This is a genomic window from Curtobacterium flaccumfaciens pv. betae (assembly GCF_026241855.1).
Lineage (GTDB): Bacteria > Actinomycetota > Actinomycetes > Actinomycetales > Microbacteriaceae > Curtobacterium > Curtobacterium flaccumfaciens.
Map to the genome: position 1 here is coordinate 2,944,107 of NZ_JAPJDC010000001.1, position 16,827 is coordinate 2,960,933.

The window sequence follows — 16,827 nt, forward strand, 5'->3', positions numbered from 1 at the left end:
TGTCCCATCCCGGTCGATCACTGCGGATCCGCGGATCCGCGGGGTACTCTCGGGGTTGTCGCACCGCGACGCGTCGCGCCGGGTCGCTTTCAGCAAGTCGACGGTGGTTCCGTTCGGCGAGACTCCGCGACGCGGGCGTCCTCCGCCTCCAGGGAAACGGCGGAGGGCGCCCACCCTGGCGTCTCAGCGACTCAGCTCATCGGAAGAGCTGCTCGCCGATGTACGACCCCTTGCGGGGTGCCGGCGGGACGGCGAACACCGCGGACCCGATGTGCGAGACGTACTCGTTCAGCCGGTCCGAGGCGCCGAGCTTCCGCTGCAGCCGCGTGAAGTGGTCCGGGTCGTTCACGTAGGCGATGAACAGCAGCCCAGCATCGAGCTGGCCGTACTCGTTGAGCCCGTCGGTGTAGTTGTACGGCCGCCGCAGGATCTTCACGCCGCCGTTCGCCTCGTGCGCTGCGAGGGCGATGTGCGACGTCGCGTCGATCTTCGTCGCACCGTCGTCGTCCTTCGCGTGGAAGTCCGGAGTGGAGTGCTCCTGTCCGCCGGAGAGCGGCGCGCCCTGGATCTTCGTCCGCCCGAACACCCGCTGCTGGTCGCTGACGACGTCGGCGTCCCAGGTCTCGATGTTCATCCGGATCTTCCGCACCACCTGGTAGCTGCCGCCGGCCATCCACCCGGCGTCGCGGTCGAGCCAGACGAACCGGTCGTGGTCGGCGTCGGTCGTGATGTTCCGCGTGCCGTCCTTGAACCCCATCAGGTTGCGGGGCGTGCTCTGGTGCGGCCCAGCCGATGCCCGGCCGAAGCCGAGCACGGTCCAGCGGACGGTCGCGGTGCCGCGGGCCATCCGTGCCAGGTCGCGCACCGCGTGGTACGCCACCTGGGGGTCGTCGGCGCAGGCCTGCAGGGACAGGTCGCCGCCGGTCAGCCCCTGCTGCAGGTTGTCGCTCGGCAGCGTCGGGATGTCGGCGAGCGACGCCGGGCGCCGGTCGGCCAGCCCGAAGCGCTCGTCGAAGACGCCGGGGCCGAGCCCCAGCGTGACGGTGAGGGACGCGGGCCCGAGGTCGAGCGCCTCCCCGGTGTCGGCGCCGACCCCGTTGCCGTGCGCCGGTTCGACGCTGCCGACGGTCTTGCCGGCCTGCAGCTGGGCGATCGCGGCCGACCAGCGGGCGAGGAGCACCTGCAGGTCGGTCGTGACGGTGGTCGACAGGTCGAACGTCATGTAGACGCAGTACCGCTGCGGGGTGGTGCGGATCCCGCCCTGCGGCTGCCGTGCCGCGGTGGCGTAGAACGGCTGGCTCTGCGACAGGTCGATCGACTCGTCACCGTTCGTCGCCGCCGTGAACGGGTTCACGCCGGTCGCCGCGGTGGCGCCGCCGATCCCCGCTGCCGCGCCGACCCCGGCACCGGCCACGGCCAGGCCGGCGCCGAACAGCCCGCGGCGGGAGACGTTCGCCCGGGGTGCCTCGTCCGGCTCGGTCACGCGGTCGCGACCTTCTCGGCCAGGCGGGACAGCGGGTCCTGCAGCGCCTGGATCTGCTGCGAGATCGTGTTCGCGTCGGACTTCTTGGTGGCGGCGTCCCAGCTGGCGAAGCCGCCCAGGTCGTCGGCGTCGCGGTAGCCGTCCATCAGCGTGTTCGTGGCGTCGAACTGCTTCGCGATCTGCTTCGTCAGGGTCGGGTCGAGCTTGGTCAGCCCCGGCTTGAGGTACGCGAAGGCCTGACGGGCACCCTCGACGTTGGCGGCGAGGTCGACGAGGTCGATGTGGCTGTACGCCTCTTCCTCGCCGGTGATCTTGTTCGACTGCACCTCTTCGAGCAGGCCGGCGGCACCGTTCGCCAGGTCCTCCGGCTTGTAGTCCAGGGTCGGCACGAGCTTCGCGAGCAGCTGCACGTCCTCGGTCAGGTCCGCGGCGGTCTGCTTGGTCGACGCGGTGATCTTCCCGGCCTGGAACAGGTCCTTCTCGACGGCGTGGAACCCGCTCCAGCCGACGGCCGGGTCGAGGTTCGAGGCGCGCATGTCGATCAGGTAGTCGAGGTTGCCGGCGTTGTCGGTGGCCTTGAACCCCTTCTTGACGAAGCCGTCGACGTCGCTCTCCACGTGCTCGTAGAACGGACGGGCGTTCGCGTAGTCGGTCTTCGCTGCGTCGAGGTCACCGGCGTCGATGTCCTTCTGCAGCTGCTGGACCGCGGCGACCATGTCGGTGACCTGGCCGTCGACGTAGGTCGCGTAGCCCTTCGTGCCGTCGCGGAGCAGGGTCGAGGCGCTGCTGTTCGCGGTCGACGCGGCCTTGCCGGTGACGGTGAAGTCCGTCAGCTCGGTCTCGGCGCCGGGGCAGTACACCTGGTACTTCCCGCCGGTCAGCGTGGCGGTGAAGCGGACGGCGTCGAGGCCGGGCGCCAGGTTCTCCTTCTCGCCGAGGATCCGCTGGTCCTGCAGCAGCTCGACCTCGGTGATCGCGGTCGACGACTCGTTCTTCACCGTGAAGGTGACGGGGCCCGCGGGGACCTTCGTCGAGGACACCGCACAGGCGTCCTGCCCGTCGTTGGTGAGCGTGATGGTGACGCGGGAGACCTTCGCGTCGCCGGAGCCGGAGCCGCCGGCCTCGGCGGACCCACCGGCGCAACCGGTGAGTGCGAGGGCGGTGACGGCGCCGAGGGCGCCCAGGGTGATCAGGGGTCGGACGGGCTTACCGAAGGACATGGTCGGTGCTCCTTGCAGGGTCCGCAGCCGGAGGGCCACGAGCGGGGACGGGTTCGGGGGTGGGGACGGTGGGGAGTCGCCGGCGACGGCGGTCACGGAGGGCCAGCAGCGCCTGCACGGCGGCCGCGGCGCCGAGGGCGATCGGCAGCCAGGCCTTCCAGAGCAGCAGGTCGGCTGATCGCGAGTCCGCAGCGGCCACCGAGGCGGCCGACCGCTCGACGCGGGCGTCGGGGACGGACCAGACGGTGCGGTCCAGGGTCGTGGTGCGCGCGGATGGGAGGCCCCCACCGCTCAGCGTCAGCACCTCGCGTTCGTCGCGGGTCGCGTCCAGGACCCCACCGCGGACCGTCCACAGGGTCACCGTGTCGCGCACGGCCCAGCGGGCCGCGAACGGACCGGGGTTCGTCGACGGGGAGACCCCGACGGGCAGGCGTCCGAACAGGGTGACGAGGTCGTCCAGGGTCAGCGTCGACGGACGGTCGGCACCGCTCCCCTGATCGCCGGCCCCGTCCTGCACACCGGTGCCGGCCTGCACGACGCGCCACCGGTCGGCGGTCACGCCCGCGCGGGTGACGCGGCGGTGGGCCGACGTCGGCAAGGCGATCCGGGCCTCCTGGGCGGTTCCGGTGCCTGCCACCCGCAGGACGCCGGACGCACCGTCGACGCTGGCGGAGACGGAGCTGGCGTCGCCACTGACCGCGGTCGTGCGGGGCAGGTCGACCCCGCCCGTCGGCACGGCGATCGCGAGCGCCGCTGCGGCGACGGCGAGTGCACCGGCGACGGCGACGCGCACCCCGGGCACGCGGTCCGGCGACGGACGCCAGGCGCGCGGCCAGAGGGTCAGGGCCAGCACCGGGACGACGTAGAGGAACCAGCCGAGCACCTCGATGACCCGCGGGTCCGGCGGGATGCCGAGCACGCCGGTGACCAGGGCGCCCTGCACCGAACCGTTCGGGGCGAGCCATGACAGGTCGACGGTGCGCTGCTGGCCGATGACGATCCAGCCGGCCTCGTGCGCGCGGCGGAGGACGGTCAGCACCAGGCCGCCGGCGACGAAGACCAGGAAGACCCCGGTGCCGGTGAAGAACCGCGACAGGTTGAGGCGGACGCCACCGGTGTAGATGCCGAAGCCGACGACGACCGCGGCCGCGATGCCGATCACGGCGCCGAGGGCGGCGAGGCCGGTGTCCGACGACGCCTGGAACGTGGCGAGGAGGAACACCGAGGTCTCGAAGCCCTCCTTCAGGACGGCGAGGAACGCCATGCCGGCGAGTGCCCAGGCGGTGCCCCGGCCGAGCGCCGCGGTGGCACTGGCCTCGAGGTCGGCCGTCAGGGTGCGCGCGTGCGTGCGCATCCAGACGATCATGCCCGTGACGAAGACGACGGCGACGATGCCGATGACCGCCTCCATGGCCTCCTGCTGGGCCTGCGGCAGCGCCTGCTCGACAGCCTGCAGCCCGAAGCCGACGGCGATGCTGAGCAGCACCGCGAGCCCGACGCCCGACCACATCGGGGTGAGCGGGACGCGGTTGCGACGCAGGAACGCGGCGATGATGCCGACGATGAGCGTGGCTTCGAGGCCTTCACGGAGACCGATGACGAGAGTGGCGAGCATGACGAAGGTGAGGCTAACCTAACCGCCGAACGGCCCGCCAGTCGTGCGACGTGATGTTTGATGGTTCTCATGAACCTGCTGTCCGTCGACGGCCTGGCGTCGGTCACGAACGTGCTCGACCTCGCCGGGGTCTTCGCGTCCGCCCTGCTCGGCGGCTCCATCGCCCGCGCGATGGACTTCGACCTGTTCGGGTTCCTGGTCGTCGGGTTCGTCTCCGGACTCGGCGGCGGGATGCTCCGCGACACCCTGCTGCAGAACGGACCCCCCGTCGCGCTCGTCGACCCGCTGTACGTGCCGGTCGCCGTCGCCGGGGCGCTCATCGCGTTCCTCGTGTCGTTCTCCGAGGTGACGTGGGACCGGCTGTTCACCGTGCTCGACGCCGCCGTGATCGGCTTCTGGGCCGTGGTCGGCGTGCAGCGGACCTACGACGCCGGGCTCGACTGGCCCGCCGCGATCATCATGGGGACCATCACCGCGGTCGGCGGCGGGGCCATGCGCGACCTGCTGCTGCGGCGGGTGCCGGCGGTGTTCGGCGGGAACGCGCTGTACGCCACCGTGGCCGTCGCCGCGTCGGCCGTGATGGTGATCGCCTCGGCGCTCGGGTCGCCGTCGCTCGGCATCCTGCTCGCGATCACCCTGTCGCTCGGGCTCCGCTGGGGAGCGGTCCGCCGCGGCTGGGGGCTGCCGAACGGCCGTGAGTGGCAGCCGAAGTCGACCCTGGGTTCGCTGCTCCGGCGGGGTCGGAGCCTGCGACCTGACGCGCTCCGGTTGCTCCGGCGCCCGGGCCGTCGGACCGGCGCCGGCAGTGTCCGAGAAGAGCACGAGGACTGAGGGGCTGTCCCCCGCGGCTCCGCGACGCTACGATCAGTACCGCCGGGTATCGTCCTGGCAGTTCTACCGGGGATGATCCCGGTGAACGCTGTCCGCACAGCACCGACGCGACCCGAACGCGCCGGTTCCGAGCAGACGTGGGGATGGGGGCTTCGCTGATGCCGCGCGGGATCAGACGCGCGGCGCGGCAGGTCTCCACCACGATGCTCTCCCCGACGACCACCAGCACAGGTCGAAAGCAGCAACCGATGAGCGACGACGCTTCCCCCACCCAGCGCATCCCGCGTGCCGAGGTCCGGGAACGCCTGCTCGCCGCCGGAGCCGCGGTCTTCGCCGAACAGGGTGTGTACGGCGCCCGGCTCGACGACGTCGCCGCGCGCGCGGGGTTCAGCAAGGGTGCGGTCTACTCGAACTTCTCGTCCAAGGAAGACCTGCTCGCGCAGGTCATGCAGCGGTCCACGAACCTGGTGCTCGGCTCACTGCAGGAGCTCGTGCACGCCGACATCGCCGCCGTCGACGTCGGGGACGTCCTGCGCGCTGCGTTCGGCCAGCACGACCAGAGCGAGCAGTTCGCGCTGCTCTCGGCGTTCCGCGGGTACGCCGTGCGCCACCCGGAGTTCCTGCCCGAGTTCATCCGGCAGCGCCGGGTCCTGCAGGACGGGGTGCTCGAGCTGGTGCGGCTCTGGCTCGGTGCGCACCCCGAGGTCGACGTCGGTATGACCCCGGAGGAGTTCGCGACCGTGCTCATCGGGGCGAACGTCGGCCTGGTGTTCGACGCGCCGGCGCTGCCCGGGGTCGACCCCGGCGAGCTCGTCGCGACGCTGGTCGAGGCGGTCGTCCGCCGACGCTGACGCGTGGCGCGGCGCGGCGGCGCGGCGGTGCCGGCGCCCCGCTCGAACGGTGCGAGGTTCCGTAGTCCGTGCGAGGCCGCGCCGGTCGCACGGAGTACGGAACCTCGCACCACTCGGCGCACCCCTCGCACGGCGCGAGGCTCGCACGGTGCGCCCGCGCACGCGCAAGCGCCCGCGTCAGGCCGTGCGACGATCGCGACGCCGGGGCTTCGGCCCGTCGTGGGACCAGGCGGACGACGGCAGCAGGCTCGGCGGCAGCAGGCGCGACCGCACGACACGCAGGGTGGGCACCGACGCGTCGAGTGCGCCACGAGCTTCGCGGACGTGCCGCTCCAGCGCCGAAGTGTCCACCGATGCGACCCCGTCGGCGGCGAAGCGCTCCCGATCGACCGCGTCGACCGTGGCCTCCAGGTGGGGCACGACCGACGCCGGCAACCCGGGCCGTAGTCGTCCGAGCACGGCTCGGGCGGTCCGGGCTACGGCGGCGGCATCACCCGGCGGCGCGATGCCCGGGGCGTACCCGTGGTCGGCGACGTCGTCGAGCAACTCCCGCCAGGCCTGCACGGCGGGCGACCGGCCGGCGGCGATCGCCGACAGCCTCGACCGGCGGCGGACAGCGCGCACGAGGCCCGGGGCGACGAGGACCGCGAGCACGAGCAGCAGCCCCACGAGCAGCCCGACGGGGCCACCTGCGTCGCCGGAGCCGGACGCACCCGCGGCACCCGGCGCCGGGGAGGCCGACGGGGTCGGTGACGCGGAATCCTGCGCCGGGGTGGTCTGCTCGGGAGCCGGCAGCGGGGACTCCGGTGCCGCCGCGGTCGGCGAGGCCGAGGGCTCCTCGGACGGCGCGGCCTCGTCGGAGTCGGGCGTCGGCTCGAAGGCGACCCACCCCGCGCCCCGGATGTACAGCTCGGGCCAGGAGTGCAGCTGCCGGTTCGACACCGCGTACTCGCCGTCGGGCTGCGGCGACCCGGCCCGGTACCCGACCGCGATGCGCGAGGGGATGCCGAGCGTGCGGGCCATCACGGCCATCGCGGACGAGAAGTGCACGCAGTACCCGTCGCGGACCTTCAGGAACGTCGAGACGACGTCCATGCTGTCGCCGTCGTACCCCTGCTCGACGGGAGCGGTCTCGGAGTACGTGAACAGGTCGCTGCGGAACCACTGCTCGAGTGCCCGTGCCCGCCCGTAGTCGTCGGTCGCGGCGGCGGCGACGCGGGTCGCGGTGGTCGAGATGTTCGCCGGCAGGTCGTCGGGCAGGGCGAGGTCGGTGCGCAGCTGCTGGCGGCTGGGCTCCCGGAAGCCACGGCCGTCGGAGCGGGCGAGCACCCCCGAGGCGGCGACCGCGTCAAGGTAGTCGTTGGCGAAGGTCGAGGCCCCGTAGACCTCGTACATCGCACCGCGGGCGGTCGCGGCTCCGGTCGACCGGACGGTGCTCGAGTTCCCCATCCACCGCCACTGCGACAGGTCGAGGTTGGTGGACTGCGACTCGATCGACACCGCACCCGACGGCACCGGCAGGTAGGTGCTGGACAGCCCGGTGATCCGGACGGTCACGTCGCCGCGGCTCGCGAGGCGCGGGTTGACGCCCTCGGCCCACTGCTGCTCGTCGGCCGTGTCGGCCTCGGCCGCGTTCGTCACGGTCGGCACCCAGTCCCCCGTGCCGAACTCGTCCAGGTCGGCGAGCTTGAGGTACTCGGGCTGCCCGTCCGACGAGCGGTAGCGGAACACCTCGAGCTCGCTCGGGCGGCGCAGGTCGTTGCCGAGTTCGAGCAGGGTGCCGGGCCGTCCGGGCTGGATCGGCGACTGGATCGCACCGGTCACGCCGGACAACCAGCTGGCGTTGAGCGGCACGATCGTCGGCAGCCCGATGGCCACGACGAGCCCGATCGCCCCGACCACGGCGGCCGGCAGTGCGCGCTGCACGGGGCGGACGGACAGCCAGAGCAGGGCGAGGAACGCCACCGCCGTGGCGATGACGAGCGGGGTGCCGGCGGGCTGCCCGGTGATGACACCCGGAACGATCAGGATGACGAGGGCCGGTGCCGCGGCGAGCGACGGGATCCGCGCGATGGCGGCGAGGAACAGCGAGACCGCCGCGACCCAGCCGATCGACGCGGTGACCACGAGCCGGATCGCGTCGGTCTGCGGCAGCGGTGCGGGGTTCAGGCGGATCGCGGCGAGCGTCTCCCCGAGGGCCCCGTCTGCGTCGAGCCACCCGAGCGGTTGGATGTCGTTGACCAGGGCGGCGGCGCACGAGCAGGCGATGACCGTACCGACCAGGACGACGAAGCGGATACCGGGCGTCTGGCGGCGCACCGCGAGCATCACGGCGACGAGCACGGCGACGACAACGACGCCCGATGCCCACCAGGCGATGCCCTGCACGAGCGGCCGGATGGCGAGTGCGGCCAGGAGCACGGGCACCGGCGCGAGGGCCACGACCCAGGCGCTCGGGACGTCACGCAGGTCGTCGTCGCGCTCGAGGATCTCGCGCACGTCGGCACGGCCACGCGCGGGTGCGCTCACCCCGGTCACCGTGCGGCTCCGGACGGCGTCGCGCCGACGACCGGCACCACGAGGGTCCGCCAGCCGCCACGGTCGAGGATGCCCCGCACGGCCGGGTCCGGCGGCACGATCGTCGCCAGGATGCCGCGGCTCGACCCGCTGGTCGCGCTGACGAGCTCGGCGGCTTCGTCCGCGGTGCAGGTGCCGGTCACCACGGCGGTCATGCCATGCACGTCTCGGCCCCGGACCTCGGGCAGGACGTCGGTGACCTGTCGCGCGTCGGAGCGGAGCCGGACGTCGGCGAGCCCGACGAGCACGTCGGTGAGCCCGCCGACGTCGCCCGCGTGCCGGGTCGCGCCTTCGGGACCGTCGAACACGAGCACGACGCGGGAGGTCCGGGCGGCGAGCGCCCGGGCGACACTGGCCGCCACCACGACGGCGTGCTCGAAGGCCTGGTCACCGCCCAGGTCGGAGAGCTCGGCGAGGTCCTCGCGACCGAGCCGCTGGTAGGACTCGCGCCGGACGTCGAGGGCGATCACGGCCTCGGGCGGCTGGGCCTGGGTGGTCTGGCGGACGTGGAGTTCACCGCGCCGTGCACTCTGGGCCCAGTGCACCCGGCGGATCGGGTCGCCCGGTCGGTACGGGCGGAGTTCGCTGTCGTCGGCGGAGCCGCCCTGTCCGACCCGGCCCTCGTCGGCCGAGACCGCACCGGCGAGCGCGCCGGCGTCGATCGCCCCGAGGGGTGCCGAGGCCGGGACGACGACGACCTCTTCAGCAGGGACGACGGGACGGTCGATCCGGAGCAGGCCGAACGGGTCCTCCACCCGGATCGTCACCGGCCCGACCAGCGTCCGGCCACGGTGCATCGCGAGCGCCTCGACGTCGAGCACGGCCGGCGGCAGGTTCGGCCCGACCTCGGCGTAGGTCTCCGCCTCGGCCAGGCTGGCGAAGGCGTCCTCGAGCTGTTCGCGCACGAGCAGCGTCGCCCTCGGGCCGATCCGCAGACTGGTGCTGCCGAGGGTGATGCGTTCCCGGTAGACCTCGCCCACCTGGACGATCGCCCGAGCGGTGCTGCGGCTGCCGCGGAGCGGGGTGGCGACGACGAACGCCATCGCGATGCCGAGCACGACCAGCACGAGCAGCAGCAGGCCGGCCGTGACGGCGACGCTCGTGGTGCCGACCAGGCCGCCGCCGACCAGGCCGATGCCGACGGCGATGACCGTCCAGCCCCGGATCGTCGGGCGCGGGAACGGGGTGCGGCGTGCCAGTGACAGCCCGCGGCGGCCGAACCGTGCCGCCGTGGACCGCGCGGCACCGACGCGTCGCAGCAGCGACGGCGGTGCCGATGGACCGGCCATCAGGAGCGGACGGGGGTGGCCGTGAACGGGATGGCGGTGTCGGAGACGATGCGGACGACGATCTCGCGCACGGTGTCCTCGCCGGTGCCGCCGAGCCCACGGGCGACCGGCACGAGCCGGTGCGCGAGCACGATCGGGGCGAGCGTCGCGACGTCGTCGGGGGTGACGAACGGGCGGCCGAGCAGTGCGGCGTGCGCACGGGCCGCCTGCGCCAAGTGCAGCGTCGCGCGGGGACTCGCACCGAGCACGAGGTCGGGGTGGGTGCGCGTCGACCGGACGATCGCGATGATGTACGCCTCGACGTCGGGGGCGATGTGCACCCCGGCGACGGTCTGGATGATCGCCCGCAGCGTGCCGACGTCGACGATCGGCCGCAGGCGCGACAGCGGGTCGCTGCCGCCACGGTTCGCGAGCATCTGCCGTTCGGCGTCGACGCTCGGGTAGCCCATCGCGATGCGCGCCATGAAGCGGTCCCGCTGCGCCTCGGGCAGCGGGTACGTGCCCTCCATGTCGATCGGGTTCTGCGTCGCGACGATCATGAACGGCCGGTCGAGCGGGCGCGTGACACCGTCGACGGTGACCTGCGACTCCGCCATCGCCTCGAGCAGGGCCGACTGGGTCTTCGGGCTGGTGCGGTTGATCTCGTCGCCGATGACCACGTTCGCGAACACCGGGCCGGGCGAGAACCGGAAGGTGCCGGACGACTGGTCGAAGATGTTCACGCCCGTGACGTCGGACGGCAGCATGTCCGAGGTGAACTGGATGCGGTTCACCGACCCGCCGACCGAGGCACCGAGCGCCTTCGCGAGCACGGTCTTGCCGACGCCGGGGACGTCCTCGACGAGCAGGTGTCCCTCGGCGAGCATCACCGTCAGGGCCGTGCGGATGGCTTCCGCCTTGCCGTCGATCACCGTGGCGACGGAGGCCACGATGTCGTCGCCCACCGCCCGCACGTGTTCGAGCGGGAAGGCGGGGTCGGTCGGGTCCGGCACGCAGGGCTCCATCGTCGGGGACAGGTGTCGTGCATGCTACATCGGGCCGGTGACAGCACCCGGTACGGGTGCACGGACTGGTCGTTCCGCGCACCGGCGGCCGATCCGCGTGTGGTGGGGCCGGGAGGCACGACCCCACCACACGCCGATCCGTCACCTCGTGCGCGGAACGACCCACGGGCCTCCAGGCAGTGACCGGGTCAGCTGACGGACGGTCAGGACCGGGGCGCCAGCGCCGCGTCCGCGGCGCGCAGCACGCGCGCGGCGACCGCGACCCCTTCTTCGCGCCCGAGCTCGGTGTCCTCGTGCTCGATGTTCACCCACATGTCCGGGTCGATCGCACGCAGGGCCTCGAGGAACGTCGTCCAGTACGCCTCGTCGTGCCCCTTGCCGAGCGCGACGAAGTCCCACGCCGACGGCTTCGGCCACTCGTTCGCCCACTCGTCGCCGCCGAGGTTCGTGCGCGACTCGTCCGGCGACGACCGGCGGAACGAGTTGTCGAGCACCCCGTTGATCGCGGCGTGCGGGTTGATCCGGACGTCCTTGGCGGCGGCGTGGAACACGAGCGGCCCGAGGTCGCGGGCGACCGCCACCGGGTCCATCTGCTGCCAGAACAGGTGCGAGGCGTCGAGCTCGACCCCCACGTTGGTCAGCCCGCCGCGCTCGACGAGCTCCCGGATCGACGCCGGGTTGAACACGAGGTTCTGCGGGTGCAGCTCGAGCGCGACCTTGACGCCGTGCTCCCGGGCCAGGGCGTCGATCTCCTGCCAGAACGGCACGGCGACGCTCCACTGGTGCTCGAGGACGTCGAGCGCAGCCGAGTTCCAGGCGTTCACGATCCAGTTCGGCCGCGTCCCGCCCGGCTCCCCCGCCGGCAGCCCGGACATCGTCACGACGCGGTCCTGCCCGAGGCGGGCCGCGAGGCGGATGCTGCGCCGGACGTCCTCGGCGTGCGCGGGGCCGATCGCCGGATCGGGGTGCAGCGGGTTGCCGTTGCAGTTGAGCCCGGCGATCTCGACGCCGGTCCCCGCGAACTGCGCGAGGAACGCGTCACGCGCCCCGTCGTCCTGCAGGATCGCGTCGATGTCGGGCACGTGCACCGGGGGCAGGAACCCGCCGGTGTTCAGCTCGATGCCGGTGAGGCCGTTGGCCGCGATGACCCGGAGTGCGTCGGCGAGGGGCCGGTCGTGCAGGATCGCGTTGTAGAGACCGAGCTTCATGCGCGGACCCCCTCGGCGGTCACCGCGGTGGCGGTCACCGCGTCGGCCTCCGCCACGTCGACGGATGCACCTCCGGCCGCTGCGGACCGTGCCACGGCGTCGAGGACCTCCATGTTGTGCACGCCGTCGTCGAACGTGGCGTTCGCGGGCAGGGCGTCGGGCACGGCGCCGGTCAGCCCGGCGATCTCGTCGAGGAACGCCCGCGCCTGGTACTCGAACATCTGGTTCTGCCCCCAGCCGACGCCAGGGGCGTCCATCGCCATGCCGCCCGCGACGTAGGGGTGGTCCGGTCCGAGCACGACCTGGCGGTACCCACCCGTGCGCGAGCCGTCGGACTGCAGCGCGAGGCCGATCTCGGAGGCGCGCTCCTGGTCCCAGCGGGCGGCGCCGCGCTCGCAGAACACCTCGATCACGAGGCCGTTCGGGTGCCCGGCGGCGACGCGGGAGGCCTCGAGCGACCCGACGACCGTGCCGTCACCGAACCGTGCGCTGAACGTGGCGTAGTCGTCGTTGCCGACGGCCGCGGTCTCACCGGTGAGCGGGACGGCCTGCCCCCGCAGGGCGTGTCCGGCGGCCACGGGGCGCTCGGTGATCGACGTGGTGAACGTCCCACCGCTGACGCTCCGGACCGGGCCGGCCAGGAACTCGGCGACGTAGGACAGGTGCGAGCCGACGTCGGCGAGCGCGCCGGACCCCGGCTCCCCCGCGAAGCGCCACGAGAACGGGACGTCGGGCGAGGCGCCGTAGTCGGTCCAGTACCGGCCGGAGACGTGCAGGACCCGGCCGAGCGTGCCGTCCTCGACGAGCTCCCTGATGGCCGCGAGGCCGGGAGCCCGGCGGTAGGTGAACCCGATGCGGCCGAGCACCCCGCGCTGCGCGGCCTCGGCAGCGGCGGACGCCATCGCGCGTGCGTCGTCGAGCGAGTCGGACAGCGGCTTGTCGCACAGCACGTGCTTGCCGGCGGCGAGCAGCCCCTCGACGATCTCGCGGTGCAGGGTGTTCGCGACGACGACGCTCACCACGTCGATGTCGTCCGCCGCCGCGATGGCCCGCCAGTCGGTGTCGTGCCGCTCGTAGCCGAAGCGCCGTGCGGCCTCGGCGGCGAGGGGCTCGTAGACGTCGCCGACCGAGACGAGCCGGACCGGCGGCAGCGTCGAGGTGAACAGGGAGGGTGCGTTCCGCCACGCAGCCATGTGGGCCTTGCCCGCCATGCCCGCGCCGATGACGGCGACGCCGATGCTGTCGCTCATGTTCTCTCCTTCGAGAAGGTCGCTGGATCCCGATTCTGGAACGTTCCAGAACGTGTCGGTAGACTGTAGCCGCACCAGCCCATGTCCTGTCAAGCACCGTGCCGGAAAGGCCCAGCGTGACCCCTCGCCCGCCGACGATCATCGACGTCGCCGCACGCGCAGGCGTCTCGAAGTCCCTGGTGTCGATGGTGCTGCGCGACGATCCCGGGGTCTCCCCGGCCCGCCGCTCCGCGGTGCTCGCCGCCGTCGCAGAGCTCGGCTACCGCCCGAACCGCGCCGCCGCCATCCTCGCCGGCACCCGGACCCGCACCATCGGGGTCATCGTCGACGACTTCCGCAACCCCTGGTACGTCCCGATGCTCGACGGCATCCGCGAGGCCCTCGCCCCGCACGGACTCCGCCTCACCCTGGCAGACACCCGGGCCAACGCCCACCTCGACTCCTCGCCCTTCGACGACCTGGTCTCCCTGCGGGTCGACGGCGTGGTGCTCGCCGCCGAGGGCTTCCCCGACGTCGTCGTCCCCGCCGACACCCCGGTCGTGATCGCCGGCGCGCGCGAGGACGTACCGGGCGGACTCGACGTGGTCGCCTCCGACGAAGCCGCCGGCGGGCGGTTGGCAGCGGATCACCTGATCGGCCTGGGTCACCGCCGCATTGCCCACGTCACCGGCTCGGGAGGCCCGGCTGCCGTCCGCCGTCAGGCCACCGTCGCGCAGCTGGCCGCGTCCGGCATCGAGCCGCTGGTCTATGGCTCCGGCCCGACCTCGGAGACGACCGGCTACGAGGGCATGCGGCTCGCACTCCGGGAGCACCCCGCCCTGACCGCGGTGTTCGCCGCGAACGACGTCATGGCGATGGGCGCGATCGCCGCCGTGCAGGAAGCCGGACTCCGCGTGCCGCAGGACGTCTCGGTGATCGGCAACGACGAGACCCCGCTCGCCGCGTCACCCCTGCTGCGCCTGACGACGGTCGACCCGCACAACGACGAGGTGGGGCGCCTGGCGGCTGCGCGGTTGGTCGAGCGGATCGGCGCCGCAGCGGGGACGCCGACGGATCCGATCAGGACACTCGTGCCACCGACGCTCGTCGTGCGGTCGACGACGGGGCCGCCGCGCCTCTGAACTTCGCCGCTCGGTTGAGCGCCTTCGCTGCCGTCGGGTCAGGACCGAGCGACCTCAGCGAACCCGGCGGCGAGTGCCTCGATCCGAGCCTCGCGCTCGGCGAGTGCCATGTTCCGAACCGAGGAGAACACGAACTGCTTCGCTGCGATCGGGCGCAGTTCCAGGAGTGCGTCGAGCTCGCGTGCGCGGGGTCGCGACACGATCGCGGCGGCTTCCCGCCCGAGTACACGAGCGGCGACGTGGTCCGTGTTGGACCCGTACTCCTCCATGAGCTCGATCCGATCGTCGTTCCAGGATGCATCCCGGACCCGTTCGTCTTCGCAGTACCAGTCCACCGCCAGCGCAAGGTCCTGTGCGTCACGGTCGTTGGCGTGTCCACGGTCCACCCAGGCGCGCAGCTTGAGCAGCGTGTACCCAGCGACGGTGGGGAAGCGGACACGGTGCCCACTCGGCAGCTCGACCCACATCCCCGCGCTGAAGACATCGGCCATCCCGAACACGCTCATCTGCTCGCGGCGCAGGGCCGGCGTCACCACACCGTCGGGATCCTCGATCCTGCCGAATGGCATGAAGTCCACTTCCGTGTCGGCGACCATGAACCGCACGCCGTTGGAACCGGTCCGCGGGTACGTCGCCACGACGTCCTCGTACGTCTGCCAATCGTCGGTGGCGATTGCGATATCCACGTCGGACGTCGCACGCACGGCGTCAGTTCGACCGAACCCGACGTGATGGAGTCGGTCGCGGGCCTCCGCGCCGACGACCATGAGGCGCGCCGGGTCGACCTGTCGACCCGCGAGGTCTCGGACGACGTGATCGACGATGTCGAGACGTTCATCCGAGTGCATCGACGAGTCCCGTCTCCGCGCGGACCCTGGCCGCTGCTTCCTGCGAGCGAGAATCACCAGCAGCCATGAGCTCCGCGTACACGAGCAGTGGCGGTGCCGTCCTCACTCCGGACGGATAGGGCCGCGGGTCGGTCCAGAAGGCTTCCCGCACCCAGATGTTCGGCGCGGCCCCGGCACGCCAACGGTTCTCGAGCGCGAGCGCCGACGACCATGGCCGAACCCACAGTGACAGTGTTTCGGGCCGCAACCACGCGGTTGCCGCTTCACCGCTCCGGAACACCTCCACCCCGTCCACCGGCCGGACCTCGAGGGTCTGGCCGGCGAAGGCCCTCGCTCGCTTCTCAGCTCCGAGACCCGAGGCGAACGCGGCCGACCACTGGTCGATGAGCTGCTCGCGGGCTGCACTCCCGGGTCGGAGGTCTGCCTCGTCCGTCCCGGATGCCCTCAGCGAGTCGACGACCTCGCTGGCGAGCCCGACGGACACACCTGCGACCCTTGCGATGGTCCGACGCGGCGCCGACATCATCCCCGGCCAGGTCAGCAGGACGAACAGGACCTGCGCTCGTCGGTTGCTGAAGAGGTTCACGTTTCGACTGCTCACCGCGCGCTCCTCGAGCGCACCCTGTCCCGTCCGACCCCGCACGTCCAGGAGCACACCGTCGTGCCGGATGAACGCGTTGCCAGCAACGTCGACGAAGCAAGTCCCGAGCGATCGGAACTGCTCTGCGGTCCGGGCTGAGATCTTCGCACCGACCAGCAACGTCGGTGTCGTCTTCACGTTCCAGGGTGCCCGTCGCAGGGAATCCATCGTGAGCGGCTCGAGAAGTGCGATGTCCACCGGCCACCGCCAGCTCGGGTCGCCCTCGCGTGTGAGTACGGCGTCCCAGAGAGCAGAGCCATCGAACCCCTCAGGCTCCATCGAGGCTGCTACGTCGAAGCCGTACTCGCGGAGCCGCGCGGTGGTCTCGTACACGATCCGGTCGTCCATGCCGCTCCTCGTTCATTTTTTACTGACGTTCAATCTAATTGAACGAGTCGGAAAAATGAACACCAGGAGTGGATCAGGCCGGAACACCTTCGAGCCGCTCGACGGACTCGGCCAGGTCGGCGAGTTCGGGGACCTCGTGCGCCTCGGCGAGAGCGCCCTCGAGCGCCGCGGCATGGATCGGCGTCGCACGCTCGAGCAGGACCTGCCCGGCGTGCGTGAGCTCCGTGTAGAGCCCGCGACGGTCGTCGGCGCACAGGACGCGGGTCAGCAGGGCGCGCTCCTCGAGCCGGTTCACCAGCCGGGTGGTCGCACTCGGACTGAGGGCCGCCGCGCGGGCGAGCTGCTGCATGCGCATGTGGAAGCCATCCTGCCGGCGCAGCGCATCGAGCACTGTGAACTCCACGACGGACAGGTCGACCTGCCGGAGGTCCCGCTCCAGGCGCGTCTCGATCAGGCCGTGCAGTGCCGCCAGGGTGCGCCAGCCGTGGGCGCGGACAGCAGTGGAGGTGTCGTCGACGGACATCGGGGCTCCTTCGGTCGGT

General features: G+C 72.3%; 14 protein-coding genes. 3 read left to right on the forward strand and 11 right to left on the reverse strand.

What is annotated here, in order from left to right; genetic code table 11:
* Nucleotides 1-196 precede the first annotated feature (196 nt).
* Genes efeB through efeU form a run of 3 tightly spaced genes read right to left on the reverse strand, consistent with a single transcriptional unit; the run spans nucleotide 197 to nucleotide 4,318 of the window.
* Nucleotides 197-1,483 carry an iron uptake transporter deferrochelatase/peroxidase subunit gene (gene efeB, locus ORG17_RS13810; protein WP_214526778.1) on the reverse strand — a complete coding sequence of 429 codons (1,287 nt, stop codon included), beginning with the start codon at nucleotides 1,481-1,483 and terminating at the stop codon, nucleotides 197-199.
* Nucleotides 1,480-2,703 (reverse strand): iron uptake system protein EfeO, encoded by a 1,224-nt coding sequence (gene efeO, locus ORG17_RS13815; protein WP_027466119.1) that lies wholly within the window; start codon nucleotides 2,701-2,703, stop codon nucleotides 1,480-1,482. Before efeO ends, efeB begins: the two co-directional genes overlap by 4 nt.
* On the reverse strand, nucleotides 2,690-4,318 hold the full coding sequence (gene efeU / locus ORG17_RS13820) for an iron uptake transporter permease EfeU (RefSeq protein ID WP_214526777.1): 1,629 nt from the start codon (nucleotides 4,316-4,318) through the stop codon (nucleotides 2,690-2,692). Before efeU ends, efeO begins: the two co-directional genes overlap by 14 nt.
* Nucleotides 4,319-4,387: 69 nt before the next feature.
* Between efeU and ORG17_RS13825 the strand changes: the two genes are divergently transcribed.
* Together ORG17_RS13825 and ORG17_RS13830 are read left to right on the forward strand one after the other, a co-directional pair.
* Complete coding sequence (locus ORG17_RS13825) at nucleotides 4,388-5,149, forward strand: trimeric intracellular cation channel family protein (RefSeq protein WP_214526776.1); 762 nt, start codon at nucleotides 4,388-4,390, stop codon at nucleotides 5,147-5,149.
* Nucleotides 5,150-5,397: 248 nt separating this feature from the next.
* Nucleotides 5,398-6,000 (forward strand): TetR/AcrR family transcriptional regulator, encoded by a 603-nt coding sequence (locus ORG17_RS13830; RefSeq protein WP_071246890.1) that lies wholly within the window; start codon nucleotides 5,398-5,400, stop codon nucleotides 5,998-6,000.
* A 177-nt stretch (nucleotides 6,001-6,177) separates the two neighbouring features.
* On the opposite strand, the gene ORG17_RS13835 is transcribed toward ORG17_RS13830, so the two are convergent.
* From ORG17_RS13835 to ORG17_RS13855, 5 genes are all read right to left on the reverse strand, one after another.
* Nucleotides 6,178-8,529 carry a transglutaminase family protein gene (locus ORG17_RS13835; protein ID WP_214526775.1) on the reverse strand — a complete coding sequence of 784 codons (2,352 nt, stop codon included), beginning with the start codon at nucleotides 8,527-8,529 and terminating at the stop codon, nucleotides 6,178-6,180.
* Nucleotides 8,530-8,534: 5 nt separating this feature from the next.
* Nucleotides 8,535-9,866 (reverse strand): DUF58 domain-containing protein, encoded by a 1,332-nt coding sequence (locus tag ORG17_RS13840; RefSeq protein ID WP_027466116.1) that lies wholly within the window; start codon nucleotides 9,864-9,866, stop codon nucleotides 8,535-8,537.
* Nucleotides 9,866-10,870, reverse strand: coding sequence for an AAA family ATPase (locus tag ORG17_RS13845; RefSeq protein ID WP_071246894.1), 1,005 nt, complete (start codon nucleotides 10,868-10,870; stop codon nucleotides 9,866-9,868). The genes ORG17_RS13840 and ORG17_RS13845 overlap by 1 nt, the downstream gene beginning before the upstream one ends.
* Before the next feature lie 203 nt (nucleotides 10,871-11,073).
* A complete protein-coding gene (locus tag ORG17_RS13850) occupies nucleotides 11,074-12,078 on the reverse strand; it encodes a sugar phosphate isomerase/epimerase family protein (protein WP_176709257.1) in 1,005 nt (334 codons plus the stop codon).
* Nucleotides 12,075-13,328, reverse strand: coding sequence for a Gfo/Idh/MocA family protein (locus tag ORG17_RS13855; RefSeq protein WP_214526774.1), 1,254 nt, complete (start codon nucleotides 13,326-13,328; stop codon nucleotides 12,075-12,077). The genes ORG17_RS13850 and ORG17_RS13855 overlap by 4 nt, the downstream gene beginning before the upstream one ends.
* 116 nt (nucleotides 13,329-13,444) lie before the next feature.
* Between ORG17_RS13855 and ORG17_RS13860 the strand changes: the two genes are divergently transcribed.
* Nucleotides 13,445-14,449, forward strand: a complete 1,005-nt coding sequence (locus tag ORG17_RS13860; RefSeq protein WP_214526773.1) for a LacI family DNA-binding transcriptional regulator — start codon at nucleotides 13,445-13,447, stop codon at nucleotides 14,447-14,449.
* A 38-nt stretch (nucleotides 14,450-14,487) separates the two neighbouring features.
* On the opposite strand, the gene ORG17_RS13865 is transcribed toward ORG17_RS13860, so the two are convergent.
* The 3 genes from ORG17_RS13865 to ORG17_RS13875 all read right to left on the reverse strand — a co-directional run bounded on the left by ORG17_RS13865 (nucleotide 14,488) and on the right by ORG17_RS13875 (nucleotide 16,808).
* Nucleotides 14,488-15,135 (reverse strand): hypothetical protein, encoded by a 648-nt coding sequence (locus tag ORG17_RS13865; protein WP_214526772.1) that lies wholly within the window; start codon nucleotides 15,133-15,135, stop codon nucleotides 14,488-14,490.
* 148 nt (nucleotides 15,136-15,283) lie between these two features.
* The gene (locus ORG17_RS13870; protein ID WP_214526771.1) at nucleotides 15,284-16,285 is read right to left on the reverse strand and encodes a type IV toxin-antitoxin system AbiEi family antitoxin; all 1,002 of its coding nucleotides are present in this window, start codon (nucleotides 16,283-16,285) and stop codon (nucleotides 15,284-15,286) included.
* Nucleotides 16,286-16,358: 73 nt separating this feature from the next.
* The gene (locus ORG17_RS13875; RefSeq protein WP_214526770.1) at nucleotides 16,359-16,808 is read right to left on the reverse strand and encodes a MarR family winged helix-turn-helix transcriptional regulator; all 450 of its coding nucleotides are present in this window, start codon (nucleotides 16,806-16,808) and stop codon (nucleotides 16,359-16,361) included.
* Between the last annotated feature and the right edge of the window lie 19 nt (nucleotides 16,809-16,827).